Raw genomic sequence first — 26,935 nt, 5'->3', positions numbered from 1 at the left:
TGTTTCCTTGGATTTCAGATTACCAAGGTTCGAACTATAAAACGAGATGTAGATCACGTTTTTATGTCCATTAGATACTGTTCGTTGGATATTTGATCACTTAGACAAATATCAATAATTCTTGGCCGAAAAGCCTTGTATTGCCAGCTAAATGAGGCCATATTCGATGGGATAACTCCGCAATCTTTGTCCTTATTTACTTATATTTACTTTAAGTTTCATCCCGAATCCCGATAAAATACCTCTACTTATTCCATTCGGTCACTTTGAGTTTGCCCATTTTATGAATACTGAACACGTTAAAATTAAGGTCTGGGATTTACCCACGCGAATTTTCCATTGGGGTATGGTGTGTCTGTTAGCGCTTTTATGGTGGAGTGCCGATGCGGGCGAAATGCAGTGGCATCAAATTTTTGCTTATAGTTTGCTGATCCTTATTGGATTTAGGATCCTCTGGGGGCTCATTGGTAGCGATACGGCAAGGTTTAGTCACTTTGTTCATCACCCCAAAGTTGTACTCGATTACTTGAGATCGATTCGAACTAAAGGGATGTCTGTGGTACTTGGACACAATCCTATCGGTGGCTATATGGTCATCGCGTTGATTGGGATCATTAGCCTTCAATTAGTTACAGGCCTTTTTGCGACCGATGATATTTTTACCGAAGGTCCGCTATATAGCTATGTCAGTTCAGATACCAGTGGGTTTTTGACTTGGTTACACAAAACGAACTTTAACCTTATTCTCTTGCTGAGTGCCATTCATGTACTGGCTGTGATTATTCATGCCATGAAAGGGGATAAGTTAGTTGGTGCTATGATCAGTGGCTACAAGAAAGTCTCGAAGGTTGCTTTTTCATCAAGTGCGAAGAGCGAGCTTCGATTCAAGTCTGAGTGGCTTGCTTTAGTGCTGTTCACAGTATGCGCGGCTGTGGTCTTTGGCTATTTAATGTGGCCAATAGTGCAGGTTCTGTAGATTTATACTTAGTTTGGGAACATCAAAAAGCCTGCTATTTAGCAGGCTTTTTGATGGGAAAAACAACGTCAAATTAATCTTTCTTATAAATGTCGTGACAACTTTTACAGCTTTTTCCTGTGTCCATAAAGGCTTGTTTGATTTCAGCTTGATTACCTTTTTGAGCTACAGTAGCCAGAATGGCAGCATTCTCTTGGAAGGTTTTCATTTTTGCATCAAAATCAGCTCTGTCTTGCCAAACTTTGGCTAGGGCTTCGGTATCACCTTTGTCTGAGCCATCAATAAAACCTTCGAAAGGAATTTTGGATAATGCAGCAACATTCGTTGCGCGCATTGCGAAGGTTTCTGCTTCGAAAGGTTTTTTACCTTTCATCATGGCAGCCATATCGCCGAAGTTATAAGCAATAAGACCAAATGCAGATTGGCGGTATTCAATTGCATCTTTAGAGTCTTCGAAATTGTGTGCTTGAGCAGTTGAAGCCAATAAGGTACTGGCAACGAGAGTAAGTAGTAATTTTTTCATCGTATTCTCACAAATTAGCGTCGAAGTGTGACATCGCACTCCTATTGTACACAAATTAACTTGATGTACTAGAAGCAATTTTGTCAGTTTTTGTCTGGATAAGACGGCTAAACGTAACAATTTATTTGTAAGTAGGCTAAATCTGTTAGACTGCTAATGTAATGCTTGAACAGTACTTATGAGGGTGATTATGCGAGCTAACTGGGATCTAGTATTAGAAAAAATTTTGAGCCACAGCAATTATGAAGATCTTTCTGTGTTGTTTCATTTACTGTTAACCGAAGAAGAACGTAGTGCCGTTGCCGGACGTTTGAAGGTCTTTCAATTGCTGCTAGACGGGGAAATGAGTCAAAGGCATATCGCTGCGGAATATGAAGTCAGTATTGCAACGATTACACGTTGTTCTAATTATTTGAAGAATATGTCTTCTGAGCATAGGGCGAAAGTTCAAAAATTAATTGGTTAGTGTTCATGTGGATACAACTCTTGTGAATATCATCTGCTCCTACTGTGGTGAATAGAACTAAGCCTTAAGGCGTGATGGGAAGCTTATGACGACGATAGAGGGAACGACGAACCAGAATGTATAAGCCGTAGCTGAGTAAACAGATAGCCAGAATTGGGTAAAGATCCTTGGGAAGGAATTTAAAGATAGCCAGCGCCGCTAAGAGATAGATAAAAGGTAGAAAGTTATAAATTATCTCGGGAAGATAACCCGATTTACGCCGCTTAGCCGAGTCTGTTCGACGGTTTTGAGAACGCATAACGTAGATCCTCGCACCTAATACAAATACCACAGTTGCCGCTATCAAGGCATAGTTGATGTCGAGTGCAATAAAACTCGAACTACCGAGCGCCATGTAGCCAAAAGGCAAAATTTCGTAAAGTGGTTTGGTTAACATAAGCACTCCGTCGCTTAACTTAGGTTGATATCAATATCTAATTGAAAATATTCATATAAAATTTGAATATTTCAATTTACCAGTCAGTTATTTATCTATTACGAATATTATAAACGCTTGTGTATAAAAAATGCACGACCTTAAATTAAGGGCGTGCATTTTAAAAGGTTAAACCATGGCAGTTTAATCACTTACGGATAAACAACTTCTCGTATCAGGCTTTGTTTAGCCGCGGCAACCACAGCCGCCATTGCCGTCACAGCCTGTTTTAGGTGTGTCACAGGCTTCGTGCTCTTCATGGTGGTGTCCATGATCGTGGTCTGAACCACCACAACAGCCGCCCGCTTCTTGTTTGCCTGAACCGCCACAGCATCCACCGCCGTGGTCGTGATCATGTCCATGGCTTCCACAACCACCTTGGGCATGAATGTGGCCATGAGCGATTTCTTCGGCTGAGGCTTCACGAACGTCAACGATTTCGACGCTGAAATTGAGCGATTGGCCCGCTAAAGGATGGTTGCCATCGACGATAACCACATCGTCTTTCACTTCCATGACTTGAACTGGGCGCTGACCCATTTCAGTTTCAGCGATGAAGCGCATACCTGGGACGATATCTTCGATATCACCAAAGGCTTCTAATGGCACGGCTTGACGTAGGCCATCATGATAAGGGCCATAGGCTTCTTCGGCACTAATAGTGACATCGAGTTTTTCGCCTTTGGTTTTACCATCTAATGCGGCTTCTAAACCTGGGATCAGGTTTTCAGTGCCGTGTAGATATAGCATAGGTTCAGAGTCGAAAGAGTCTTCTAATAGTCTGCCTTCTTGATCTGATAAACGGTAATGAATGGTTACCGCGCTGTGTTGAGTGATCTTCATATCGCCTCCGGTTCGGAATGTGCGCGCATAATAACGTGCTTTTTTAGTGCTGGCGATAATTTGAAGTGGCTTATGTTAGATATCGCACAGCTTTTTTTTCGGCAGATTAAAGCCTGTTTTACGCGGTGCAGCATGTGTAATGTGATTTTTGCTCATTAGCCTGTCAATTTGGCCTGAGTGATGAGGTAGAACAAATAACGCATTAGTTAAAAGTGAACTATAAATAATTATCTGAAAAATAAGTGATTATCCAATAGCTTTCTCGCTTTATTACGTTAACGTCAACAGTTATCTATTGCATAAATCGCATTTTTACCCCTAGAAAACTTTATATTAACTAATCTTGATACAGTATTTTATTGAGTGTGAAGATTTGCGGATAAATAATCCATTTTAGGGGTTGACAAGCGCGGGTAAAAAAAGCAATTCTGTTTATCAAGAAATTAACATGGATTAGCCCAAACACATGCATAGCCTAGGTTTCGTAGTAACTACCATTATTACAACCACCACTACAACAGTGGGGGCGGGCTGATACACCCTAAAGAATTTTAACAATGAGCCCGCTTCCCACAAAGAAGCGGGCTTTTTTGTTTATAGCTCTTATTTCTAAGTCGGGCGCGGTACAGGAGAACAAGATGAAAGTAATGAAATTTGGTGGTACCTCGCTTGCAAATTGGCAGCGATTCTCGATGGCTGCGGATATCGTTGCCAAGTCATCTAAGCTAGAACCCGTAGCCACAGTGCTATCGGCCCCTGCAACTGTGACGAATGCTTTATTAGAAATGGTCGACGTAGCCGTTAAAGGTGAAGAATATTTACCTGTGCTGCAGCACGTTGAGCGGGTATTTACTTCGCTGTACCAAGACGCCGTTAACTCAGTGTTGTCGAGTGAGCAAAGCGAACAGCTTTTTTCTGGACTCAATGCCCAGCTAGTGATCTGGCAGGATAGATTACGTGGTATCGGATTACTGCAAGAGTGTCCCGATGGCATCCGCGCCGAAATCGTGGTCGCAGGTGAGCGTTTATCTGCAGCCTTGATGGAACAAGTGATGATATCAAAGGGGATCACTTCGGCTCAGCTTGACCCACGCGCCTTATTTTTAGGTCGTGGTCGTCCGTTAGAATCTGTCGTTGATATCGCTGTGAGTAAGCCAAGGTTTCGCGCGTTGGCATTAGGTGAAAAACGCGTATGGGTGATGCCGGGATTCACCGCCGCCGATGAACAGGGCAAAGTGGTGACGTTAGGCCGTAATGGTTCTGACTATTCTGCTGCCGTGCTCGCCGCCTGTTTGGATGCTTCGAGCTGCGAAATCTGGACCGATGTTGACGGTGTTTATAATACCGATCCTAGGGTAGTTGCCGATGCTAAGCTGTTATCACAACTCAGCTATCAAGAGGCGATGGAACTCTCCTATTTTGGCGCTAAGGTGCTGCATCCTAAGACGATTGCGCCTATCGCCCAGTTCCATATTCCCTGTTATATCAAAAACAGTTTTAACCCCGATGCGCCCGGCACTCTGGTATCAAACCAAGCCGATGAAACCGGCTTGCAGGTTAAAGCTATCTCCAATTTAGATAACCAAACCATGTTCGATATTTCAGGCCCAGGCATGAAGGGCATGGTTGGCATGGCGAGCCGTACTTTAGCTGCGATTTCCCGCAGCGGCGTGTCTGTGTCTTTAATCACTCAAAGTTCTTCTGAATATAGTATTAGTTTCTGTGTGGCGACGTCTGACTCGGCCAAAGTGAAATGGGCCTTAGAGCAAGAGTTCGAATTAGAAATAAAAAGTGACTTGCTTGAACCTATCGCTATGCGCCATGAACTGGCAATTGTGTCCTTGATTGGTGATGGCATGCGCACCCATAAAGGGGTGGCGGCGCGTTTCTTCCAAGCGTTAGCACAGGCAAGCGTGAACATTATCGCCATCGCCCAAGGTTCGTCCGAGCGCTCGATTTCGACAGTGATCGAGCAGCGTAAGACTAAGCATGCGGTGGCGGCTTGTCATCAAGGCTTTTTCGATGTGCAGCAATATTTAGATGTGTTTTTAGTGGGTTGCGGCAATGTAGGGGCAGGCCTGCTCGAACAGATAAAACAACAGTCTGCCATGCTCAAAGAGCAGCACATCAGTATCCGTGTTTGCGGCATAGTGAATTCGAACAAGATGTTACTCGACAGCGCAGGCATCGATTTAAGCAACTGGTCTAGTTTGCTTTCCGATAGTCAGCAAGCCTGTGATATTCCAGCGTTACTTGCATGGGTGAAAGAGCAACAATTACTGAATCCTGTGCTGGTGGATTGCACTTCGAGCGAGCAAGTATCGGATCTGTATTTGGATGTGATGAACTCTGGTTTGCATGTGGTCACGCCCAATAAAAAGTCGAACACTCGCGATTATGCTTATTATCAAGCACTGCGTCAAACAGCCTTAAAACAGCGTCGCCAATTCTTATACGAAACCACAGTCGGTGCGGGTTTACCTGTGATCGATAACCTGAAAAAACTGTTATTTGCGGGTGACAAACTGCATAAATTTAACGGTATTTTATCGGGCTCTTTATCCTTTATCTTCGGCATGCTCGATGAAGGTATGACGCTTTCTGAAGCGACTGGTCTGGCACGGGAAAAATGTTTTACTGAGCCCGATCCCCGTGATGATTTGAGTGGTATGGATGTGGCGCGTAAGGTGCTCATTCTTGCCCGTGAAGTGGGACTAAAGTTAGAGCTCAGTGACGTGCAGGTTGAATCTGTATTGCCAGCCGAGTTTGATGATTCAGGTGATGTTGAAAGCTTTATGGCACGATTACCGCAAGTTGATGCTGCAATTGCCGCAAAAGTGGCGCAGGCCAAAGCCCAAGGTAAAGTGCTGCGTTATGTTGGGCAAATTGAGGATGGTGTGTGCCGTGTGCGTATCGCCGAAGTGGATGCACAGGATCCGCTTTATAGCGTTAAAGGCGGTGAAAATGCCTTGGCGTTCTATAGCCGCTATTATCAGCCCATTCCCTTTGTGCTACGCGGCTATGGCGCAGGGACTGAAGTGACCGCTGCTGGTGCCTTTGCCGATGTATTAAGAACCTTGAATTGGACTCGTGAGGTGAGTGTATGAGTTTGACCGTTTACGCTCCAGCCTCTATGGGTAACGTGGGCGTCGGATTTGATTTACTCGGTGCAGCATTAGCGCCGATTGATGGTAGTTTACTGGGCGATAGAGTGACTATCGCCGCGGCAGCGTCGGGTGTGAGTCTTATGCAGACTGGCGCCTGGGCCCATAAACTGCCTGATAATCCGCAAGACAATATTGTGTACCAATGTGCCGAATTCTTCTTAACAGCCATGAGTAAGGAGTATTTAGAAGCGCTTGGTAAAGCAGATGAAGGCGTAGCGCTGACATTGGAAAAGAACCTGCCAGTCGGTAGTGGGTTAGGGTCGAGTGCCAGCTCTGTCGTGGCGGCGTTATATGCCCTGAATGAACATTTTGATAGACCCTATAACGAGCAAGCACTGCTGGAACTGATGGGCGAGTTTGAAGGGAAGATCAGCGGTAGTGTGCACTATGACAACGTTGCCCCCTGTTATTTGGGCGGCATGCAATTGATGCTCAATGTGCCGGGCACTGTCTGTGAAGCGATACCGAGTTTTAAAGAATGGTATTGGGTTGTGGCCTATCCAGGGATTTCACTTTCAACGGCAATGATGCGCAAACTCATGCCAGATCAATATGATAAAAGTGTCACTATCGATTTTGGCCGTTATTTAAGCGCCTTTGTTCATGCGTCTTACCAGCAGAATGCCAAGCTTGCTATCAGCGTATTAAAGGATGTGTTAGCCGAGCCCTATCGCGCCGCCGCGATTCCGGGTTACGACAAGGCCAGAGCCGCTTTAGCCGATTTAGGCATGTTGACTACGGGGATTTCTGGCAGCGGCCCAACGTTGTTTTCGATTACCGATGATTTAGCCACGGCAAATACCGCTAAAGCCTGGTTAGAACAGCATTATCTCACCGAGGTGGGTGGCTTTGCCCACGTGTGTCGCCTCGATGAGCAAGGCACGCGTAGAGTCGATTAATAGTTAATTTAGCTAAGACTAAGTACCCCAAATTAGCATTTAAGGTTTAGCATCAAAAGGTTGAGTTGAGCATGGAACTATATAATTTAAAACACCCTTCGCAGAAAGTGAGCTTTAAAGAAGCGGTACAACTGGGGTTAGGTAAAGACAGAGGTTTGTTCTTTCCTAGTCAAATACCCGTACTAGACGATATTGAAGGGCTGCTGGCGTTGCCATTCGTTGAGCGCAGTAAAAAAGTACTCGGCGCATGGCTTGCCTCTGAGTTAGGCCAAGATGCGGTCGATGAATTAGTTGAGCGTGCCTTTAACTTTGATTTACCTTTGGTTGCCGTCGATGAGCAGCGTGCCTGCCTCGAATTATTCCACGGTCCAACACTGGCGTTTAAAGATTTTGGGGCGCGTTTTATGGCGCAATGCGTTAATACCTTTGTGGGCGACACGCGCTTAACCATTTTGACTGCGACCTCGGGCGACACTGGCGCCGCGGTTGCCGATGCTTTTTATGGGCTTGAGAAAGTCAATGTGGTGGTGCTCTATCCTAAGGGCAAGATCAGTGAACTACAGGAAAAGATGTTCACGACTTTGGGCAAGAATATCCATACAGTTGCCGTCTCGTCCGATTTCGATGCCTGCCAAGATCTGGTTAAGCGCGCCTTTGATGATCCCGAAGTCCGCGATGGGTTGAGCTTAAACTCGGCAAATTCTATCAACATCAGCCGCTTACTCGCGCAAATTTGCTATTACTTTGAAGCGGTTGCCCAGTCTAAACAACGCCATGAAGCCGATCCTGTGATTTCAGTGCCAAGTGGTAACTTTGGCAACCTCACCGCAGGTTTATTCGCTAAAGCGATGGGATTACCAGTTAAACGCTTTATTGCCGCGACCAATGCCAACGATACTGTGCCGCGTTATTTAGACAATGGCCAATGGCAGCCCAATCCGACTCAAGCGACTATGTCCAATGCCATGGATGTGAGTGAACCCAGTAACTGGCCGCGTGTGGAAGCCATTTGTGAGAAATTAGGCTGGCCACTGAGTAGCTTAGTGGGTATTCGCTTATCGGAGGAACAAACGTCACAGGCATTAGCTGAGTTGCATGCACAGGGTTATGTGTCTGAGCCCCATGCGGCGATTGCAGCTAAGGCCTTATCTTTAACCTTAGTGCCCGATGAAGTGGGCATATTCTTGGGGACGGCGCATCCCGCTAAATTTAAGGATGTTGTGGATAGAGAATTAACGCTTAACTTACCCTTGCCGCCTGAGCTTGAAGCTGTTGCGAGTAAGCCCATCTTATCCGCGGAATTAGCGGCAGATTTTGCTGCATTAAAAGTGCATTTATTCAAAATATTAGCTTAAGGGCTTTAGCCCTACTGATGTCTGCCTAGCAGTGGAATAACATGGCGTAAAAGCAGGAAGGGAGCTTGGCTCCCTTTTTTAGGCTAATTACTGTGATCTCGTCGGTGTTTATGGCGCGCTATCTAAGTGACAACTACGCTTACTGAGGTAGAACTCCCTCGCGGAAGTCTGACGCTGAATCGTTATACTTCATCTTAATCAAGAGAGGATCATCAACTTAAGAGGCAAGTAACTTAGCCTATGCCATGGTTTAAATACGTTCCTGTCTTATTTATGCTTTTTTTAGTCTTGCCCGCTGTAAGTGCGTCGCAGGTCAATAGCCCTTTACCTTGTAAGAACACGATTAAAGTCGGTTACAACGATTGGCCTCCCTATGCTTGGCAAGATCCTCAAGGAGAAGCCCAAGGCTTAGATGTGGATCTGATGCGGGCATTTGCAGTGTATCTTGGTTGTGAAGTTCATTTTATTAATGTGCCCGCTAAGCGCTCGCATCAGATGTTGCGAGCAGGACAGTTAGATGTGTTGATGGGAGCGACTATGACGGATGAACGTCAAAACTATGCTCTTTTTTCAACCTATTACCGGGATGAAGAGCTGCGCTTATTTGTACTCGATGAGCAAAAAGATCAGATTAATATCGATAAATGGGAGGACATTTTTACCCAAAAATTGCGTCTACTTGTCCCTTCTAGCGGTTGGTATGGTGCAGATTATCAAGAATCTCAATATCGATTAGAGCAGGAGCACTTGTTAGTATTAAGTCCCGACTCAAATAAGTCTGTGCAAATGCTTATCTACGGTAGGGGAGATATGATAGTCGGAGATACCTTAGCCATGCCCTATATTGCCAGCCAGCATCAACGCATCAAGCTAGTACCACTTAAGTTAGTGTTAGATCAAAACCATATTCATTTAATGTTCAGTAAAGCGAGTATCAAGACAAGCCAGTTAGAGCAGTTTAATCATGCGATTAAGGCATTGATAGATAGCGGTGAAATTGCACGAGTGATCAATAAATGGCAACAAATGACACTGGCGAAACAGTCTAATATGAGCCGCCTAAACAGTCCGCTAAAGACGCTGTATGTCAGCCCTTAACATTAGCCCTTCACGTTAGCCACTCATGTCCGACTCTGGTATATTTTTATCCTAGTGCAATATGGTAACGCTATGATCTTTGATGTTTTCCTCTAAAGAATCTTGTCTTTTATTCAGTTGCTCCTCCGCGATTTAAGATGTGACACATTTGCTAAAACTTCTCTGACTTGAAGTTACTGAACTCTCTATCAAATTCTGCTAGCTTGTTGGGCTCAATTGTCATGCTTTGGACTTGATTGTGGTTTTTACAAAAGCCCATGGCAAGAATTTCTTCGCTAAATCTGCTAGCAAAATCTCGTAGTAAAGAGTCTATTGCTAAAAATAACAATAGGATAGAGGTCATACATGAAACTTCGCCATTCTGTCGCCTGCTGCATGCTTGCCCTTGGCACATTAACAGCGTTCCAAACCATCGCTGCCGATGCGGTGAGCAATCAAGGGTATTACCGTGCGCCAGTGTTGCACGATCAAACCTTAGTCTTTACTGCAGAAGGGGATTTATGGACTCAGACCTTAGGTCAAAAAGCGGCGACTCGCTTAACGAGTTTACCTGCGGAAGAGCTAGGGGCGACTATTTCGGCCGACGGTAAGTGGGTTGCTTATGTTGCCAACTATGAAGGCGCGAGCGAAGTGTATGTGATCCCCATTACGGGCGGTGTGGCTAAACGGGTGAGTTTTGAGAATAGCCGTGTACGAGTTCAGGGCTGGACTGCCAAAGGCGAGATTTTATATTCCACCGACACGGGCTTTGGTCCTGCTAATAATTGGATGCTGCGCAGCGTCGATCCTCAAACCCTCACCACCACAGATTTACCCTTAGCCGATGCAGTTGAAGGTGTGATTGATGATCGCAACGAATACGTGTACTTCACCCGCTTTGGTCTGCAAGTGACTGGCGATAATGCCAAAGTGTACCGTGGCGGCGCAAAAGGTGAATTATGGCGCTTTAAACTCGGCAGCAAAACCGAAGCACAGTTGCTCAGCGGCCAACACGACGGCTCAGTGCGCCAACCTATGCTATGGCAGGACAGACTCTATTTTATTAGCGACAGCGATGGCAACGACAACCTCTGGTCGAGTGCGCTCGATGGTTCAGATGCAAAACAGTTAACTCAATTTAAAGATTGGCAGGTCCGCGGTGCGCGGATGGACCAAGGCAAAGTGGTATTCCAGTTGGGTGCGGATATCCATGTGTTTGATATTGCGGCCGCTAAAGACTCGTTACTCAATATTGAACTCATTTCCGATTTTGCCGAGCGCCGCGAGCATTGGGTAAAAGATCCTATGGATTACGCTTCTTCAACTAATTTGGCCCCCGCTGGCGATAAAGTAGTGATCACCGCCCGCAGCCACGTGGCGATCGCGGGTATTGATGGCTCGCGTTTAGTTCAAGTTGCACTGCCGGGGACTTATCGCGTAAGGGAAGCTGTGTTGAGCCAAGATGGCAAGTCGGTTTATGCAATTAGCGACATGACAGGTCAGCAAGAAATTTGGCAATTCCCTGCTGATGGCAGCAGTGGCGCTAAACAGTTAACCAAAGACGGCCATACTTTAAGAATGAGTCTTAATTTGTCCAGTGACGGTCGATTTATCGCCCATGACGATAACGATGGTAACGTGTGGCTGCTCGACTTAAAGAAAAATACCAATAAAAAAATCATCACTAACGGTGAGGGACTTGGGCCTTACGCCGATATCCGCTGGTCCAGTGACAGCCGTTTTATTGCATTAACTAAGTCGGAAATCGGTAAACAACGTCCGCAAATCGTCCTGTATTCTGTGGATGAAAATAAGGCCGAGACGCTCACCAGTGACAAATACGAGTCCTATTCGCCAACCTTTAGCAGTGACGGCCAGTGGCTATATTTCCTATCGAATCGCCAATTCAGCGCAACACCAAGTTCACCTTGGGGCGATAGAAATATGGGCCCAGTGTTTGATAAACGCAGCCAAATTTTTGCCATCGCACTGGTCAAAAATGCCAAATTCCCCTTTAGTAAACCCAATGAACTCGAATCGAATCAAGTTGAAGAAACCGATGCTAAGGATAAACCGAGTCCAGTAAAAATCGATTGGGCAGGGATCTCTCAGCGTTTATGGCAAGTGCCTGTCGATTCAGGCAATTACAGTAAGCTGCGCGTCGTCGATGATAGACTTTATTTGTTAGATCAAGCTATTGGCGACGATGTCGCTCCTAATTTAATGACCATCAAATTTGACCGATTAAGCCCCAAAGCCGAGGTTTTTGCCGAGGACATTGGCCAATATGAGGTTTCTGCCGATGGTAAAAAGCTGATGCTACGTAAGCACAGTAATGAGAAATCACTCCTGATTGTTGATGGCGGCGATAAATTAGGCGATACGGATAATGCCAAAGTGCAAACGGAACAATGGCAGCTAGCGATTTCTCCGCAGCTTGAATGGCAGCAAATGTTTGAAGATGCGTGGTTGATGCACCGAGAATCTTTCTTCGACAAAAAAATGCGCGGCCTCGATTGGCAAGCGACCAAAGCTAAGTATCAACCTTTGCTCGACCGCCTGACCGATCGTAACGAACTGAATGACATCTTCATGCAAATGATGGGCGAGTTAGATTCTTTGCACTCACAGGTGCGCGGTGGTGACATACCTCAAGATCCCGATGCGGCTAAAGCGGCAAGCCTTGGCGCGCGCCTACAACAAACGGTAGATGGCGTTAAAATCGCGCACATTTACAGTAACGATCCTGAGCTACCTGCTAATGCTTCACCGTTAAATCGTATCGAAGTCGATGCTAAAGAAGGTGATATGTTACTGGCTATCAATGGCACGCCAGTGGCAAATGTGGCCGACGTCACGCGTCATTTACGCAATCAACAGGATAAGCAAGTATTACTACAGCTTAAGCGTGGTAGCCAAACCCATAAAACCATCGTCATGCCCGTTAGCGCTGTGGTGGACAGTCAATTACGTTACTTAGATTGGGTGAGCCATAACGCGGCAGTGGTCGAAGATGCAAGTCAGGGCAAGATGGGTTATTTGCACTTATATGCCATGGGCGGTGGTGATATTGAAAGTTTCGCCCGTGAGTTTTATGCCAACTACGATAAAGAAGGTTTGATTATCGATGTTCGCCGTAACCGTGGTGGCAATATTGACAGTTGGATTATTGAGAAGTTACTACGCCGCGCTTGGGCGTTTTGGCAACCGACCCACGGCACGCCAAACACCAATATGCAACAAACTTTCCGTGGTCATTTAGTGGTGTTAACCGATGAACTGACCTATTCCGACGGCGAAACCTTCTCCGCAGGGATTAAAGCACTCGGTATTGCGCCCTTAATTGGTAAACAAACGGCAGGGGCGGGTGTGTGGTTATCTGGGCGAAATGCGTTGACCGATAAAGGGATGGCGCGGGTGGCCGAGTATCCACAGTATGCAATGGATGGCCGCTGGGTGCTTGAAGGCCATGGCGTAACGCCGGATATTGAAGTTGATAACTTACCTTTCGCTACCTTTAATGGCAAAGATGCGCAGCTTGAAACTGCAATAAGTTATTTGAAGGATGAGTTGGTTAAACAGCCAATCCCAGCCTTAAAAGTGCAACCTTTGCCTGTAAAAGGTATGGCACAGGATATTAAAGCTAAGTAATTGATATTTAAATTCAGTATTTAACCGAATTTTAAGGTATCTCGGCTAGCATGTCCGCGTACAAAGTTAGGGTGTTGTCTCTTGGTTCCCGAGACAACACCCATTTTTATGCCCATTCATTAATACTTCTATTCCCATTTTTACTTGTTTCCGCATAGGTTTGCATAGTGTTCACTTGCTGTTGTTGGGCAAGGTGATTAACTGTCATTGCTCTCGCATCTTCGTTATGGCTTAGATAATAGGCCGTTGGCGCTGAAATCCCTTGGCTCGTTCCTGTCGCTAAATTGGTCATGTCGGCGATCACTTGATACTTCATCTTCGCGTGTTTCAATTCGACTAAGGTTTCTATGTTATCCCTCAGTGCTGGCATTTCTGCTGGTTTTTGCGCATTTGCCGGCAATTGTTTTGCATCGCTAGAAAGCGTTACTGTATCAGTTGATGCTGGTGCGCTGGTTTGAACTGGATTTTTAACCTGTGCAAATTCAGCAGTAGAGACATTTTTTTGTGGGCTGACAGACGGGGAATTTCGCAGTGGTTGAATGTGCATCTTTTAACTCCAACAGATGATACCAAGCTAAGATTGGCTTATATCGTACTGTTTAAAAGCTGGACCTGAGCTGAATAATGGTGAAAAGTTGGACTCTGTGGATGATTAGGTGGCGCGGATAATTCGGTGATAGCAATGATTCGGACAGGTATTGAGTTACGGTGCGGCAATAAAAAAGCCCGCTTAGGAAAACCATCAGCGGGCCATAAAGATCTACTCAAATCCTAAAACTTGATTTGAATATCTGTTGCTAAACTATTAGCGATAAAGCAATTTGCATGTGCTTTCTCGTGAATTTTCTCAAGGGTTTCTTGGCTGACTTCGACCCCTTCAGCGAAAATGACCTTAGGATTGAGCACCATCTTTGTCACGGCCAACTTGCCCGCATCGTTTTTACCCAGCTCTGCAGTGGCATTATCCACATAGGAGGTTACAGGTAAGCGCTTAAGATGCGCAATCGCTAGAAAGGTCAACATATGGCATGAGGATAATGCAGCCAACAGGCTTTCCTCTGGATTGACATTTTGCCCATTGCCTTTGTATTCCGGTGCCGACGAGGCTTGAATCGTCTGGCCGCTGCCAAAGGTAATACTGTGGTCTCGACAAAATTCGCCTTCTTCGGCGGGCGAGGTTTGCCAGTTAACCGTTAAGTTAAAGCCCATTATTTTCTCCTATCTGAAGGACATCAGGGCACTATAGCCTAGCGGTGCTCACTTAGCCATGATCGCCATGCCAGTGTTAGCTGGACATTAGATCCCAGCACTCAGTAATAGAGTGCCAGTGAGCACGCTGCCAGTGACGATTCCTATCGGTAAATGGCGCGGGCTGTAGCTTAACGTTAGGATGACCAGCATTGCCGCGAGGGAAATTATTCCCATAAACAAAATGCTCCCGTAAGCCCAGCCTTGATCGCTCGCGCAGGCACTTAAGCTAAATGCTAGTAGTAACCAAGCAAACAAGGTTAGCAAACGACTTTGCCATTGTGCTGGTGGACGATTGAACACATCCTTGAAGTGACCAAATTTAGCTAAGGCAAACAGGGCGAGGGAAAGATAACTCAAACCTAAGATCCCAAGTAGGGGAATAAATTCTGGCATCATGATTTGGCTTCCTCCAATGAAGATGACGAGCTAAGGTCGCTGGCAAGGGATGTTTGGGATTCGCTTCTACGTGCATTTTTTGCTTTTTCTGGGTGTTTAGTGGGGGCCTTAGCAATCAAAGTCACTCTTTTACTGGCAAATAGCATAGCGCCACCAAGTAGCACTGCGAGCACGTCAAATCCGACTAAAGCCCATTGATGGGATTGGATATTGTCGATGATATTGCTTGGTGATGTGAAGGCATTGAGCACGGGCAGCGCACAGCACAAAATCCCTGTGAGTCGTAATGCGGTTTGCCACTGGCGACGTGAACGACCCAAGAAAGCCCAAACTCCCATTGCCGCTAACGCGATAAAGAAACTGTGAACTTCCCATTCAGAGCGGCTTGCAAAACTTGTCGATAAGAGACGATTGGCATAAAAGAAGGCTACAGTGCCTAAGGGTAGTCCTAAGATAAACATGAAGTTTAACCCTTCAACTAAACGTAATCCAAAGCTTGGTTTCTCGCCTTTATCGATCAATTTTTGCTGTTTTTGACGTAGACGAATGGCCCACATCAAAGTGCCTGTCGCGATCATAGCGCAGCCTAATAAACCGCAGAAAAAGAATAAAAATCTTAGCAGCGGGGCGGCAAAACGTGCCGTGTGCAGCGACATCATCGTATCGTAAGTCGCGGAGGCTCCTGAGGCTTCGTGCGGGCTGGCATATTTAAGCTCACCATTTATCCCGTTGAATATCAAAATATTGGCTTCATCGGTCACATCTTTACCTGTGTTTTGGTAAAAGGTCACTTGGCTATTTTGATCTTTAGGGTATGACACTATCACTTGCTTAATTGGCGCATCGCCCCATGCGGCTTTCACTTGAGGTAGTAATTGGCTCAGTTGCACCTGTGGCGCACTAATCCCCGCGGCTTTCTCGGTTTGTCTGGCGGGATTAAGTTCTTTTAAAAAAGCTTGGTTATCACCCGAATAGGCGGTATTAACCGTCCATGGGATATAGATAAGCATTAGGGTAATAAGCCCTGTATAAGTGATCATCAAATGGTAGGGCAGGGCGATGACAGAGCTCACATTGTGCGCGTCTAGCCAAGAGCGAGCGCCTTTATCCCGTCTAAAACTGAACAAATCTTTGAAGATCCGTTTGTGGATCACTATGCCACTGATAAGGGCGATCAGCATAAACATAGTGCAAACGCCGACGATATAACGCGCTGTAATAGCGGACATATAGTGCAAGTCAAAGTGCAGACGATAGAAGAAATCACCGCCGCGACTCTCACGCACTTCAGAGATCATGCCGCTGCCATCTGCTAAGGCTACATGTTCTTCAGTCTTGCCACGACGCTGACCTTTTTCTGGTGGCAGTTGCCAGCTAACGCTTTGAAAGGGGGTTCGTTCAGTTGGAAAACCTATCATCCAGCGCTGCGCTGTTGCCGGCGAATGCGCTTCTATGTAACTTTGACCTTTATCTAATTGGTTTTCGAGGGTATCGGCTCGGTAGTCTTGATAAACCCCTTTATGTAATTCGGGTTCATTCCAAAGGCTGATCTCATGGCGAAAATAGCTCAAGCTACCCGCAAAAAAGATCAACAATAATACCCAACATACGAGCAAGCCTGCCCAGGTATGTAGCCAAGATAAAGTTCTAAAAAATGTCTCTTTCATCTTATTGCCCACATACCTTGATCAATCCAAAACATAACAAACTCACTAAGCCTAAATCTCGCCACGCATGCCAGGTTTTACGCACACAAAAGGCATAAATAATAGCAATGGCATAAAACAGGAAAGCTAACATATTGGCTGTTATCGTGCTTTCAAAGCGCGGCATAGGTAGCACTAATGTCAGCAGGCAAGCCAAGGTTGCTGCCGCAACATAACCCGCCACTAGAGCGGCACTCGCACGGGCAAAGACTTTGAAGGCAAACTGCGATTGCTCTTGTTTAAACCATTGCACAATTCCCCGCGAAATCAGCGAGAACGAGCGCATTTGGGTTGTAGAAGATTGCGTTGAGGTTTCAAACGCGGGTGTATTAGACATAAGTGCCACTTCTCATTTCGAGCCAATATGGGTCTGTTATGGCTATCCGTTACTGTTGATTCTGCAAAGTGTGCTTGAGCTTTTTGGCTTAACGACAAATGCATTTCTATAGCAGTAGATAGCTAACCGCGAGAAGTATAACTTAGTTAATTCAAATGATAAACGATATCATTTAGATTCGAATGTGAATTTGTGATCTTAAGCTGATCTGCTTTAGCGAGTGTAGGGTGACGAGTTTAACGTATGTAGCGTAACGAGCGCCCTGTCACAATTGTTTGTTTTTATTTGTTGATATGTGTTTAGTGGTTACTGCTTGTTTAGCGTTAGGTTAATTTTTATGCTGCCAATGTGAGCTTTATCAATTTTGATAGACGACGGTTTTGGCAGAATGCGTTATCTTTTTTACCGAGACCTAGCCTGATAACCCTATGCATAAAAATTCTACAAATGGTGAAACACACCTGTCAGATAATGCGATTTTACTATCAACGACGGATCTGAAGGGAAACATTAAATATGTGAATCAGACCTTTTCGCAGATCAGTGGGTTTAGTGTTGCTGAGTTGCAAGGGAATCCACATAACATAGTGCGCCATCAAGATATGCCTGCGGCTGCATTTAAGATCCTCTGGGAGCGAATTAAGCAGGGAAAACCTTGGATGGGGATAGTTAAAAATCGCACCAAAACGGGCGGCTATTATTGGGTGAATGCCTACGTCGCGCCTGTGTATGAAGATGGTAAAGTTCATGAGTATCAATCTGTTCGTCGCCAAGCTACCCCTGAGCAGATTAAAGCCGCTGAGAGTATTTACCGTGATATTAATCAGGGCAAGCAACCTAAAGTATTGCGTAAAGATAGGTTAGGTTTCAGTGGCAAAATACTGCTGGCCATGTTGGTTTCGATTACGGCTACGGCGATGATTGCCAGTTATTCCCCTATAGTTGCCGCGATGGTAGGGATGAGTCTCGCGTGCCTAGCATGGTATTACCTGATGCAGCCGCTGCAAAAGCTTGTGTCTATGGCAACCAACATTATTGACGATCCCGTTGCTACGGGCGTGTACACCGGCCGCCAAGATGAGATCGGTAAATTAGACCTCGCCCTACGTTTTTTGATCACTGAAATTGGTGGCGTTGTTGGCCGTATGGCTGATTCTGCCAGTGAGATCCAAGCACAAAGTGTCAGCCTTAAACAAACCATTACAAACACTTGGGAGCATGCCGATAGTCAGAGTGAACAAACCACGCAAGCTGCGACTGCGATGGAGCAGATGAGTGCCAGTTTTGCTGAAGTGACGGGAAACATTCATCGCACAGCCTCGGAAATGGTGTCGAGCCATGAGGCGGCTCAACGCGGGCATTCTCGTTTAGAAACGGTTATTGATGCGATACATCAGTTAAGTGTGCAAGTGAGCCACTTTTCCGATGTTGTACAAGCTATTGAACAAGATAGCAGTGCGATTCACCAAGTGCTCGAAGTCATACGTGCCATTGCCGACCAAACTAACTTATTAGCCTTAAATGCGGCAATTGAAGCGGCGCGGGCTGGGGAGAGTGGTCGTGGTTTTGCCGTGGTGGCCGATGAGGTCAGGCAGTTATCGAGCCGTACTAGCCAATCCACCTCGCAAATTGAGTTAATTGTTAGCCGTTTTAGGGAAAGCACTCAAAGGGCTACCTCGACCATGATGGCGGGGCAGGAACAGGTAAAACGTTCGGTAAGCTTAGCGCAAGATGCGAGTGTGGCTTTTGGCGAGTTGCTTTCATCTATTTCGCGAATTAACTCTTTGAGCGATGATAATGCGGCGGCGATGACGCAGCAGACTTCCGTGGCCGCAGAAATTAGCCGAGCTATCCATGTGATCAGCGACTTGGCTCAGCAGAGTTTAGAGCAGACGCTCGATGCGGCAGCGCGGGGTGATCAAGTGTCGCGTTTATCGACCAAGACGCATCATTTGTCCCAACAGTTTTGGCAGCAGAGTGTGCAACGTAAATATTAAGCGTATTTACCTTATGTCGTATTGCATTTTGTGATTGATTTATTATTAATGCCTGTTTATAAATCAATCACTTAATCATGTTTTTCTCGCTGTTTTATTTTTGACTTCTTGATGGAGGTCACATTTAGGAGATGCTAATACCTGAGTTGACCGAAATATTTGCCAATAACCCTTGTGTTTTATCCTGCATGCCCCAAGCTCTATTAGTGAAGCAAAAATAAAAGTAATGACACTAAAAGGGACAACCTATGAAAATAAATATTTCTGGTCACCACGTCGATGTTACTGATTCTATTAGAGAAGATGTTAACGAAAAATTTGCAAAAATCGCCACCCATTTCCCCTCTCTGATCGCACTGGACATTATTATTGCGAAAGAGCATGGCGAGTATCAGGTTGAGCTTCGTACGAATTATGAAGGAAGCCGTATTTCTGCTTCAGGTACCGATGAGGTTATGTACCCAGCAATCAAAGCCGCATCGAAAAAATTAGATGCAGCACTTAAGCACCGTAAAGGTCAGTTAAAAGCGGATTTGCATGAAACCCCGAGCTGTACAACGCCCGCTATTGCCCATGAAATTATCCAAGAGATGGATCTTCGTTAGGTTTTAGCCATAACTCATCGCTTTAGATGAGCACAAAAAGGGCCTTAAATGGCCCTTTTTGTTGGCAATAGGGTTTGGTTTAATGCTAATGGGTTAAATCAATGCCAGTTGCAATCCCTTGAGCACAGCTTGGGTACGGTCTCGGCAATCGAGTTTAGTGAGTATGTTAGAGACATGATTCTTCACTGTGCCCTCGGCTAAAAATACCGCATTGGCGATTTCTTTATTGGAGAAGCCGCCTGCCATAAAACTGAGAATTTCCCGCTCCCGTTCCGACAATAATTCATTTCTAGTTACCCCAATGCTAGGTGCAGGTTTAGGCTCACTCATCTGTTTGAGCACCGAAGGCTCTATCAAGTAGCCGCCTTTGGCGACGGTTTCGATGGCGTGCAGTAACTTGTCGAGTGACACGTCCTTGAGCAAAAAGCCGTTGGCTCCCGCCTGTAAACTATTGAGGAATAACTCACTGTCGTCGAAGGTGGTTAACATGATGACAGGTAAGCGATTGGCACTTTGCCGTATCTGTTTGAGCATGGCGATACCATCAAGATTTGGCATACGGATATCACTGAGCAGCACATCGACGGGATTGCTGGCAAGCTTTTTGAGTGCATCTTGACCGTCTTCGGCTTGCCATAACACGCGAATGTTGTCGGAAATAGCGAGCAGGCTGGCGATCCCTTGGCGAACCAATTGCTGATCTTCCACTAAACCGACACTGATGATGTTGTTTTGCGTATCCATAGTGATCCCAAAGCGTTTTTAATAAAAAGTTAAGCGAGTGCAGGGAGTGTGAAGGTGAGTTGGCAACCGGACGCCGAGTCATTTGCCCTTAACTCCAAGGTGCCATTAAAGGGTTGTAGCCTTTCCTGCATGCCGCCGAGCCCAGTACCGAACTGCCCAGTGCCGAACTGTCCTGTACCGTTTAGCCCAGTGCCGCTTTTAGCTGATGCGTTTCGCGCGGATCCCCGTGTTAGCCCCATGCCGTTGTCGCTTAGTTGCAATACCAGCGCGCTTTGGGAGTCTTGCATGCTCAATTGCAGTTGATTCGCCTTGCCGTGACGAACGGCGTTGCTGATGCCTTCCTGCAGCACTAACAGTAGTGCCTGAGTCAGTTCGGCTGATTGCAGTGGCTTCATCCCTTTGCAGTTAAGAGTCACGTTGGGTAAGCGGGTCATCAGTGCCTCTAAAGGTGGGACTAAATCCAATCCGACTTGCACTCTTTGCGCCCTGACGACGGCGCGAATACTTTCAAGTAGCTCTTTAGCTAAGGATTTACTTTGGTTAACTTGAGGTTTGAGCTCCTCTGGCGCTGTATGGCTTAGTACTTCCAATTGCAGGGAAAGCGCTGTGAGTTGGTGGCCGAGAATGTCGTGCAAATCGCGTGATATCCTTAATCTTTCTTGCTGTTCGCTGGCTTGGCTCAGCAGCGCGCGAGTGGCAATAAGCTGTTGGTTTAGCTGTTCTTGTATCAAACGTGATTTACGTTCAGAAAGCCTTGCTTGGCTACTGCTGTAGGCAAAGAATTGAAAACCAAGATAAATCAAAATATTGAACACATTGCATTGTTCATGAAATTGCCATTGCTGCAGTAGGTAATAAACAACATTGACCAACACTAGCTGTGAAATGGCTTGGCGGCGATTGAAAAACTCAGGCAACAGTGACGCCCAAATGACGAAGAGGATCGGCAGCAATGCATGGTTTGCCGTGAGTAATAAGCTCAGTACGATCAAGGGCATTGCTAGCGTGGTTATGCGGCGAAGTCGAATATTATTATGCGCAACTTTATCGGTAGCTATCAGTATAAATTGCACTAAATACAGCCCATAAAGTGTTACATTGAGAATGCCTTGCCATGTATGTAATGCGGCTTGGTTTATCCCAACCCAAGCGACTAATGCCCAAGTGAGCACTCCTGCGGCAATTAACATGCTCTCTTCTTTCGCTAATCGATTTTCTAGCACGAATGACGATTCCTTAATCCAATTCCACCGACCATTCTAGGGTATCACCGCCAGATGTCACTATGCCAAAAGTCATCTTGTTAAATTTTTGTTTCATGACTTTTGGCACCTGTTTTTCGTCCTGTGATTTTTTAAGCTAACTCCATCGCAGTTACTTATCAGCGCAAATAACAGGAGTAAGACATGAAACACATGAACTCGGCTATGACAACACAGGTTCGCCAAGCTAATAAGACGAAAAGGACGTTATCAGCGATTTGGGGCGCAGGCTTAGCTTGCTTACTCTTGTCTGCAGGAAGTATGTCGGCAGGCTCCATGTCCAAAGGCAGCCAGACACATGCCTTGACTGTGGATATCGATAATATTCAAGTACAAACCGGCGCCTTGATGGTGGAGCTCTACGCCAATGCCGAGGATTACGCCGCAGGCCACAATCCCTGCGCATCTATGATAAAGCCCGTCACTAAGACAGAGCATAGGCTGGTATTTAGCGATCTCGCCGATGGCCAATATGCGGTCAAGGTCTTTCACGATGAAAACGGTAATCACAGCTTAGATACCAATATGTTAGGTGTGCCGAGTGAAGGCTATGGTTTTAGCAATAACGCCGGCAGTTTTGGACCTGCGAGCTTTAAAGACGCCAGCATTAGTTTGCAGGCCGATACTCAAATCACTATACATATTCGCTAAGAGGGGGCTGCACCATGGATAGACGTCAATTTCTAGCAGGCTCAGCCGCCCTAATGACGACTGCTGTTTGGGCAAGTTCGGTGGATAAATTACTGGCACTGGATAACGCACAAGCGGTCGCCCGTGAGCCATGGGCCATAGGTTTTAATGGGGCTGAAGGCGACTATCAGCCACTCACTATGCAGGTTTCGGGCGAGTGGCCAGCGCAGTTGAGTGGCAATCTATATCGTAATGGGCCAGCGAAAATGTCTCGGGCAGGTAAGGCATATCAGCATTGGTTCGATGGCGATGGCATGGTGCAACAGTTTAGTGTGAGCAATAGGCAAATTCAGCATCAGGCTAAGTTTATCCAAACAAAGAAGTTTAAAGTGGAAGAGGCCGCTGGCGCGTTTAAGTACACGACTGCAGGCACAGTGATCCCCAATGCTTTACCTATTCGAAATAACGACGATTTGAATGTGGCCAATACTAGTTTATTGCCGCGCCACGGCGAGTTGCTCGCTTTATGGGAGGCGGGTTCACCCTATCGACTTGATGCTCAGACCTTAACCACGCTTGGCGTGAAAAGCTTTGGTGACAAATTTAAGGGCTTGCCCTTTTCTGCTCACCCACTCGATGACGGACAAGGTGGACTATGGAATTTTGGCGTCTGGTATGTCGGTGGTGATAAGCAATTACTTGTGTATCAAGTGGCAGCCGATGACAGCATTGCCAGAATGGAAGTGATTGAATTACCTCAAGCTAGCTATTTACATGCCTTCGCGCAGAGTGAGAATAAGCTGGTGTTTTACATTTCATCCTGCGTGTATGAAGAGGGCGAAACCTATGTTGATGCCTTTAAATGGCGCCCCGAATTGCCATCGCAATTACTGGTTATCGACAAAGCCGATTTTAGCGTGCGCCAGTTACACCAACTGCCTGCAGGATTTGTGTTTCACTTTGGTCAAGCCATTGAGAAGAATGACGAACTTTCTGTGCAGCTTTGCCTCTATCCCAATTCAGCTATTTTAACCCAAGGGATGAAGGGGTTACTGACGGGGGAGCGTAAAACTAAGACACCCCACGCCGAGTTAGTGACAATTACAGTACCGCTCACAGCACCACTTACAGCAGCATTTACACTAGCTAGCAAAACGCAGTTTGCGGAGACCTTGTCTTCCTCTGCACGTATTAAGCGCAGCGGCGTGATGATGGAGTTTCCCCAGTTTTCGCAGCACATTATGGGTAAAAAACAAACTAGCGGTGAAAAAACGTTTGCAGAGAAAACAGGCGGGGCTTCGGCGTTTGCTCCGTTATTTGGCGTTGGAGCAAGATCAGATTCAGCTGTTAACTCTGGCTCCAGCTCTAACTTTAAATATGAAGCAGAAGCCGAATCTGAATCAGGGCTAAGTAACACTCTGTATTGTATTCATAATGCAAAAGACAGCAGCAAGCACAGTGCGGATACACTTGGCGACGCGAGCTATAGCGAGTTTTATCTTGGCAAAGGCAAAATTGCCGAAGAGCCGCTCTATATCCCCGCCACTGAGCAGCACGAAGCCTATTTACTGATGACTTGGCTCGATTACCATAATGCACAGTCTGGTTTGTCTTTGTTTCGTGCCAGTGATATCAGTGCGGGCCCCATCGCTTCGGCTCAAATGAACAGGGTATTGCCACTAGGGTTTCATGGCTGCTTTATTGAAGCTTAATATTTTGATCTATAAATAAAAAACGCAGCTATTAGCTGCGTTTTTGTTTCAGGCGAAAGAAACGTCTAGTCATCAATTTCCGCATTGTGATAGACGTTTTGTACGTCGTCACAATCTTCAAGTGCGGCAATAAACTTTTCAAACATAACGACATCTTCACCTTCAACTTTAGTCATGTCCTGCGGTACGAAGGTGATATTGTCAAATTCAAAGTTAACCTCTGGCATCGCTTCGGTCAGCGCAGTTTTGACTTTAAAGTATTCAGTGTGTGGCGCGTATACTGTGATTAAGCCATCTTCAAGCTCAACATCGCTTACATCAACGTCAGCCATCATCAGCAGTTCTAAAATCGCATCTTCGTCATCACCCGCAAACACGAACACGGCTTGATGATCAAACATGTGGCCAACTGTACCTGGGCTGCCGAGTTTGGCATCGTTTTTCACGAAGGCTTGACGCACTTCGGTGAAGGTACGTTTTACGTTATCGGTTAAGCAGTCAACAATGACCATGCAGTTGCCAGGACCAAAACCTTCGTAACGGGCGGTATCGTAATCTTCACCACCGCCGCCTTTGGCTTTTTCAATTGCGCGTTCAATAACATGCGCAGGCACTTGGTCTTTCTTAGCGCGTTCAATTAAGCGACGCAGTGATAAGTTTCCATCGGGCTCAACGCCGCCTTGCTTAGCGACAACGTAAATCTCTTTACCGTAGCGTGAATAAATGCGGGTTTTTTGACCGGCTGTTTTCGCCATGGATTCTTTCTTGTTTTGATATGCTCTGCCCATCTTGATCTCGTTAGCTCAAAAAAATTGCGCCGATATTAGCAGTTTTCTTGGCATAAGTGCAGTCGTCCCTATGTGATTTATTACCTAGAAGGCGACGGGGCACGCATTTCAGGGCAAAGTTGGTTTTATCAAGGAAGATCCGCTTTTAGATAGGCTAGGACTATATCGCGATAGATTAATACTAATGTCTAATGCCATACGCTCGTGAGACTGTTGATGATAGCTAACTTCTACTTTGTTTATTTAGCGAGATAAATTATCTAGCTTATTCAGAGAAATAGACTAAAACTATAAATCTTGAGCGCTATCATAGTTAGCCCTCCCTCGTCAGTTGTAAGCAATAGCCGCTGTAATTGATAGCAGCTGAACGAAGGCTAATGATTCGACTCTTAGCATTTCCCTTTCATTTTTACCTTGCGCAGTTACGGGAAGTATATGGAAATACAGCACAAAATTTTAATTTTCATCAGTTTCACGCTGGTCACTCTGGGGAGTTTATTACTTGAGGGACTGCATCTTCCGAGTATTGTGCAGGCGTTGATCTTGGGCGTTCTTGCCTGTGGCTTAGTGGTGTGGGTGTGTTTGCGCGCATCTAAGGCTAAGCTCGACACCGATGAGGCAAACATTAAGGCATTACAAGAGCAAAGCATTCCCGCCCACGACATTAGTGTGCAAACCAGTAAAATGGCTATCGGTTCGGCTGAGGTGTCGCATTTTATTGATTTATTGAATAAATCAATTGAATCAAATGGCGAGCATGCCAGTGCCATTGCGGTTGCTGCAGGGCAATTGAGTCACACTACGGCCCAACTTGGCGATAATGCCGCCGATATTTTAGGCCAAGCTCAAGAGGCTGAGCGCGTTAGCGTGCAGGGACGAAGTCAAGCTCAGAAAGGTGTTGCGGCTATTCGTTCACTGAGTACGGATATTGATACTGCCGCTGAGCAAGTGCAGGCGCTTAAATCAAGAGCCGAAGAAATCCAAAAAATTACCGAAGTGATTAACTCCGTTGCCGAACAAACGAATCTTTTGGCGTTAAATGCGGCCATCGAAGCGGCTCGTGCGGGAGAGCAGGGTCGAGGTTTTGCGGTAGTGGCTGACGAAGTACGCAGCCTTGCGGGTAAAACCGCAGGTGCGACCCAAGATATCGGCAAGATGTTATTAGAAATCCGCAGCGAAACGGATAAAACTTCTGGGCTGATGGAGCGAGTCGTGACGCAAACCGCCGATGTGGTCGCCGCCATGGGCGAGTTAGACGCGCACTTCACTGAGATTTCGGCTTCTGTGACCCAATCGGCCCATGCCTTAGGTGATATGGAAGATTCACTCAAACAATATAACAACACTACTAACGACATTAGCCGCTCGGTGACTCAAATACGTGACTCGTTAAATTCGACGGGTAAACAGAGTCATAGCGTATCCGAGCAGGCCTTTACTTTATCCTTGACCACTGAGGGTATTTTTAAAGCGCTGTCTAAATGGGATACACAAACCTTCGATCAGCAGGTTTTGCAATTGGCGAATGTTGCCGCTAAAGCGTGCGGTGACAAGTTAGCACAAGGTTTAGCCAGTGGCAGTTTTAGCGAGGCGGATTTGTTTAATCCTAAATATCAACCTATTGCCAATACTCAGCCACAGAAATACAGCACGGCTTTCGACCGTTATACCGATCAGCATTTTCCAACAATTCAAGAGCCCATTCTGGCAAAACACAGCGAAATTATTTATGCGGGAGCCGTTGATAGGAAAGGTTATTTTCCGACCCATAATAAACGCTTTAGCCAAGCACTGACAGGCAAAGTTGAGGTTGATATGGTGCACAATCGAACCAAACGCTTGTTTAATGATCCGACAGGGATCCGTTGCGGCGCCCATACTGAACCTGTGCTATTGCAAACTTATAAACGCGATACGGGCGAAGTGATGCACGACTTGTCTGTGCCCATTTTTGTAAACGGTAAACATTGGGGCGGATTTCGAGTGGGATTTAAAGCTAAGTAGATTACTGATAACTCAAATTTAGGTTATTTACTCTAAAAAATGCATAAAAACGCATCTTTATTTGTGTCTTA

The 26,935-nt window shown here is 45.9% G+C and carries 23 protein-coding genes; 12 read left to right on the top strand and 11 right to left on the bottom strand.

What is annotated here, in order from left to right:
• The first annotated feature begins 283 nt into the window (after positions 1–283).
• On the top strand, positions 284–976 hold the full coding sequence (locus tag ACHA99_RS13045) for a cytochrome b/b6 domain-containing protein (protein WP_113940655.1): 693 nt from the start codon (positions 284–286) through the stop codon (positions 974–976).
• A gap of 73 nt (positions 977–1,049) precedes the next feature.
• Here ACHA99_RS13045 and ACHA99_RS13040 read toward each other — a convergent pair whose 3' ends face one another.
• On the bottom strand, positions 1,050–1,499 hold the full coding sequence (locus ACHA99_RS13040; RefSeq protein ID WP_028760800.1) for a cytochrome c: 450 nt from the start codon (positions 1,497–1,499) through the stop codon (positions 1,050–1,052).
• 190 nt (positions 1,500–1,689) lie between these two features.
• On the opposite strand from ACHA99_RS13040, the gene trpR reads away from it, so the two are divergent.
• The gene (gene trpR / locus ACHA99_RS13035; protein WP_028760799.1) at positions 1,690–1,965 is read left to right on the top strand and encodes a trp operon repressor; all 276 of its coding nucleotides are present in this window, start codon (positions 1,690–1,692) and stop codon (positions 1,963–1,965) included.
• Positions 1,966–2,029: 64 nt separating this feature from the next.
• On the opposite strand, the gene ACHA99_RS13030 is transcribed toward trpR, so the two are convergent.
• Together ACHA99_RS13030 and slyD are read right to left on the bottom strand one after the other, a co-directional pair.
• Positions 2,030–2,401: a hypothetical protein gene (locus ACHA99_RS13030; protein WP_028760798.1), complete on the bottom strand. Its 372-nt coding sequence runs from the start codon at positions 2,399–2,401 to the stop codon at positions 2,030–2,032.
• Between the two features lie 225 nt (positions 2,402–2,626).
• Positions 2,627–3,283, bottom strand: coding sequence for a peptidylprolyl isomerase (gene slyD, locus ACHA99_RS13025; protein WP_393943175.1), 657 nt, complete (start codon positions 3,281–3,283; stop codon positions 2,627–2,629).
• Positions 3,284–3,921: 638 nt separating this feature from the next.
• On the opposite strand from slyD, the gene thrA reads away from it, so the two are divergent.
• From thrA to ACHA99_RS13000, 5 genes are all read left to right on the top strand, one after another.
• Positions 3,922–6,390 carry a bifunctional aspartate kinase/homoserine dehydrogenase I gene (thrA, locus tag ACHA99_RS13020; RefSeq protein ID WP_393943173.1) on the top strand — a complete coding sequence of 823 codons (2,469 nt, stop codon included), beginning with the start codon at positions 3,922–3,924 and terminating at the stop codon, positions 6,388–6,390.
• On the top strand, positions 6,387–7,349 hold the full coding sequence (gene thrB / locus ACHA99_RS13015) for a homoserine kinase (RefSeq protein WP_393943171.1): 963 nt from the start codon (positions 6,387–6,389) through the stop codon (positions 7,347–7,349). The genes thrA and thrB overlap by 4 nt, the downstream gene beginning before the upstream one ends.
• A 71-nt stretch (positions 7,350–7,420) precedes the next feature.
• Positions 7,421–8,704: a threonine synthase gene (gene thrC / locus ACHA99_RS13010; RefSeq protein ID WP_198572120.1), complete on the top strand. Its 1,284-nt coding sequence runs from the start codon at positions 7,421–7,423 to the stop codon at positions 8,702–8,704.
• Positions 8,705–8,944: 240 nt separating this feature from the next.
• Positions 8,945–9,802 carry a substrate-binding periplasmic protein gene (locus tag ACHA99_RS13005; protein WP_393943169.1) on the top strand — a complete coding sequence of 286 codons (858 nt, stop codon included), beginning with the start codon at positions 8,945–8,947 and terminating at the stop codon, positions 9,800–9,802.
• 345 nt (positions 9,803–10,147) lie between these two features.
• Entirely contained in the window at positions 10,148–13,432 is a 3,285-nt protein-coding gene (locus ACHA99_RS13000; protein ID WP_393943167.1) for a S41 family peptidase, read from the top strand.
• Between the two features lie 106 nt (positions 13,433–13,538).
• On the opposite strand, the gene ACHA99_RS12995 is transcribed toward ACHA99_RS13000, so the two are convergent.
• The 5 genes from ACHA99_RS12995 to ACHA99_RS12975 form a co-directional block, all read right to left on the bottom strand.
• Positions 13,539–13,979 carry a hypothetical protein gene (locus tag ACHA99_RS12995; RefSeq protein WP_306682751.1) on the bottom strand — a complete coding sequence of 147 codons (441 nt, stop codon included), beginning with the start codon at positions 13,977–13,979 and terminating at the stop codon, positions 13,539–13,541.
• 224 nt (positions 13,980–14,203) lie between these two features.
• Positions 14,204–14,641, bottom strand: a complete 438-nt coding sequence (locus ACHA99_RS12990) for an OsmC family protein (protein ID WP_131523019.1) — start codon at positions 14,639–14,641, stop codon at positions 14,204–14,206.
• Between the two features lie 87 nt (positions 14,642–14,728).
• Positions 14,729–15,079, bottom strand: a complete 351-nt coding sequence (locus tag ACHA99_RS12985) for a DUF3325 domain-containing protein (protein ID WP_113940646.1) — start codon at positions 15,077–15,079, stop codon at positions 14,729–14,731.
• On the bottom strand, positions 15,076–16,746 hold the full coding sequence (locus ACHA99_RS12980; protein WP_393943164.1) for a PepSY-associated TM helix domain-containing protein: 1,671 nt from the start codon (positions 16,744–16,746) through the stop codon (positions 15,076–15,078). Before ACHA99_RS12980 ends, ACHA99_RS12985 begins: the two co-directional genes overlap by 4 nt.
• 1 nt (position 16,747) lies before the next feature.
• Positions 16,748–17,122 (bottom strand): DUF3649 domain-containing protein, encoded by a 375-nt coding sequence (locus ACHA99_RS12975; RefSeq protein ID WP_212600001.1) that lies wholly within the window; start codon positions 17,120–17,122, stop codon positions 16,748–16,750.
• 428 nt (positions 17,123–17,550) lie between these two features.
• Here ACHA99_RS12975 and ACHA99_RS12970 point away from each other — a divergent pair, with 428 nt between their 5' ends.
• Both ACHA99_RS12970 and hpf read left to right on the top strand, forming a co-directional pair.
• The gene (locus tag ACHA99_RS12970; RefSeq protein WP_263180822.1) at positions 17,551–19,119 is read left to right on the top strand and encodes a PAS domain-containing methyl-accepting chemotaxis protein; all 1,569 of its coding nucleotides are present in this window, start codon (positions 17,551–17,553) and stop codon (positions 19,117–19,119) included.
• Between the two features lie 248 nt (positions 19,120–19,367).
• Positions 19,368–19,724: a ribosome hibernation-promoting factor, HPF/YfiA family gene (gene hpf / locus ACHA99_RS12965; protein ID WP_028760784.1), complete on the top strand. Its 357-nt coding sequence runs from the start codon at positions 19,368–19,370 to the stop codon at positions 19,722–19,724.
• Between the two features lie 93 nt (positions 19,725–19,817).
• On the opposite strand, the gene ACHA99_RS12960 is transcribed toward hpf, so the two are convergent.
• On the bottom strand, positions 19,818–20,468 hold the full coding sequence (locus tag ACHA99_RS12960; protein WP_105249831.1) for a response regulator transcription factor: 651 nt from the start codon (positions 20,466–20,468) through the stop codon (positions 19,818–19,820).
• 29 nt (positions 20,469–20,497) lie between these two features.
• Complete coding sequence (locus tag ACHA99_RS12955) at positions 20,498–21,691, bottom strand: sensor histidine kinase (RefSeq protein ID WP_393943161.1); 1,194 nt, start codon at positions 21,689–21,691, stop codon at positions 20,498–20,500.
• A 183-nt stretch (positions 21,692–21,874) separates the two neighbouring features.
• Between ACHA99_RS12955 and ACHA99_RS12950 the strand changes: the two genes are divergently transcribed.
• Together ACHA99_RS12950 and ACHA99_RS12945 are read left to right on the top strand one after the other, a co-directional pair.
• Positions 21,875–22,381 (top strand): DUF2141 domain-containing protein, encoded by a 507-nt coding sequence (locus ACHA99_RS12950; protein ID WP_393943159.1) that lies wholly within the window; start codon positions 21,875–21,877, stop codon positions 22,379–22,381.
• A gap of 14 nt (positions 22,382–22,395) precedes the next feature.
• Entirely contained in the window at positions 22,396–24,072 is a 1,677-nt protein-coding gene (locus ACHA99_RS12945) for a carotenoid oxygenase family protein (protein WP_393943157.1), read from the top strand.
• Between the two features lie 65 nt (positions 24,073–24,137).
• Here ACHA99_RS12945 and ACHA99_RS12940 read toward each other — a convergent pair whose 3' ends face one another.
• The gene (locus ACHA99_RS12940) at positions 24,138–24,860 is read right to left on the bottom strand and encodes a YebC/PmpR family DNA-binding transcriptional regulator (protein WP_393943155.1); all 723 of its coding nucleotides are present in this window, start codon (positions 24,858–24,860) and stop codon (positions 24,138–24,140) included.
• A 435-nt stretch (positions 24,861–25,295) separates the two neighbouring features.
• Between ACHA99_RS12940 and ACHA99_RS12935 the strand changes: the two genes are divergently transcribed.
• Entirely contained in the window at positions 25,296–26,864 is a 1,569-nt protein-coding gene (locus tag ACHA99_RS12935) for a methyl-accepting chemotaxis protein (RefSeq protein ID WP_393943153.1), read from the top strand.
• Positions 26,865–26,935: the final 71 nt, after the last annotated feature.

Origin of the sequence: Shewanella sp. S23-S33, from assembly GCF_043359565.1 — a bacterium.
GTDB classification, from domain to species: Bacteria; Pseudomonadota; Gammaproteobacteria; order Enterobacterales; family Shewanellaceae; genus Shewanella; species Shewanella oncorhynchi.
Note: the sequence above shows the minus strand (reverse complement) of the source record. Positions and strands in the feature narration are given on the sequence as shown.

What these genes read in the sequence shown, in the direction of transcription:
- ACHA99_RS13045 (WP_113940655.1), top strand. Translation starts at nt 284, where the DNA reads ATGAATACTGAACACGTTAAAATTAAGGTCTGGGATTTACCCACGCGA.
- ACHA99_RS13040 (WP_028760800.1), bottom strand. Translation starts at nt 1,499, where the DNA reads ATGAAAAAATTACTACTTACTCTCGTTGCCAGTACCTTATTGGCTTCA.
- trpR (WP_028760799.1), top strand. Translation starts at nt 1,690, where the DNA reads ATGCGAGCTAACTGGGATCTAGTATTAGAAAAAATTTTGAGCCACAGC.
- ACHA99_RS13030 (WP_028760798.1), bottom strand. Translation starts at nt 2,401, where the DNA reads ATGTTAACCAAACCACTTTACGAAATTTTGCCTTTTGGCTACATGGCG.
- slyD (WP_393943175.1), bottom strand. Translation starts at nt 3,283, where the DNA reads ATGAAGATCACTCAACACAGCGCGGTAACCATTCATTACCGTTTATCA.
- thrA (WP_393943173.1), top strand. Translation starts at nt 3,922, where the DNA reads ATGAAAGTAATGAAATTTGGTGGTACCTCGCTTGCAAATTGGCAGCGA.
- thrB (WP_393943171.1), top strand. Translation starts at nt 6,387, where the DNA reads ATGAGTTTGACCGTTTACGCTCCAGCCTCTATGGGTAACGTGGGCGTC.
- thrC (WP_198572120.1), top strand. Translation starts at nt 7,421, where the DNA reads ATGGAACTATATAATTTAAAACACCCTTCGCAGAAAGTGAGCTTTAAA.
- ACHA99_RS13005 (WP_393943169.1), top strand. Translation starts at nt 8,945, where the DNA reads ATGCCATGGTTTAAATACGTTCCTGTCTTATTTATGCTTTTTTTAGTC.
- ACHA99_RS13000 (WP_393943167.1), top strand. Translation starts at nt 10,148, where the DNA reads ATGAAACTTCGCCATTCTGTCGCCTGCTGCATGCTTGCCCTTGGCACA.
- ACHA99_RS12995 (WP_306682751.1), bottom strand. Translation starts at nt 13,979, where the DNA reads ATGCACATTCAACCACTGCGAAATTCCCCGTCTGTCAGCCCACAAAAA.
- ACHA99_RS12990 (WP_131523019.1), bottom strand. Translation starts at nt 14,641, where the DNA reads ATGGGCTTTAACTTAACGGTTAACTGGCAAACCTCGCCCGCCGAAGAA.
- ACHA99_RS12985 (WP_113940646.1), bottom strand. Translation starts at nt 15,079, where the DNA reads ATGATGCCAGAATTTATTCCCCTACTTGGGATCTTAGGTTTGAGTTAT.
- ACHA99_RS12980 (WP_393943164.1), bottom strand. Translation starts at nt 16,746, where the DNA reads ATGAAAGAGACATTTTTTAGAACTTTATCTTGGCTACATACCTGGGCA.
- ACHA99_RS12975 (WP_212600001.1), bottom strand. Translation starts at nt 17,122, where the DNA reads ATGTCTAATACACCCGCGTTTGAAACCTCAACGCAATCTTCTACAACC.
- ACHA99_RS12970 (WP_263180822.1), top strand. Translation starts at nt 17,551, where the DNA reads ATGCATAAAAATTCTACAAATGGTGAAACACACCTGTCAGATAATGCG.
- hpf (WP_028760784.1), top strand. Translation starts at nt 19,368, where the DNA reads ATGAAAATAAATATTTCTGGTCACCACGTCGATGTTACTGATTCTATT.
- ACHA99_RS12960 (WP_105249831.1), bottom strand. Translation starts at nt 20,468, where the DNA reads ATGGATACGCAAAACAACATCATCAGTGTCGGTTTAGTGGAAGATCAG.
- ACHA99_RS12950 (WP_393943159.1), top strand. Translation starts at nt 21,875, where the DNA reads ATGAAACACATGAACTCGGCTATGACAACACAGGTTCGCCAAGCTAAT.
- ACHA99_RS12945 (WP_393943157.1), top strand. Translation starts at nt 22,396, where the DNA reads ATGGATAGACGTCAATTTCTAGCAGGCTCAGCCGCCCTAATGACGACT.
- ACHA99_RS12940 (WP_393943155.1), bottom strand. Translation starts at nt 24,860, where the DNA reads ATGGGCAGAGCATATCAAAACAAGAAAGAATCCATGGCGAAAACAGCC.
- ACHA99_RS12935 (WP_393943153.1), top strand. Translation starts at nt 25,296, where the DNA reads ATGGAAATACAGCACAAAATTTTAATTTTCATCAGTTTCACGCTGGTC.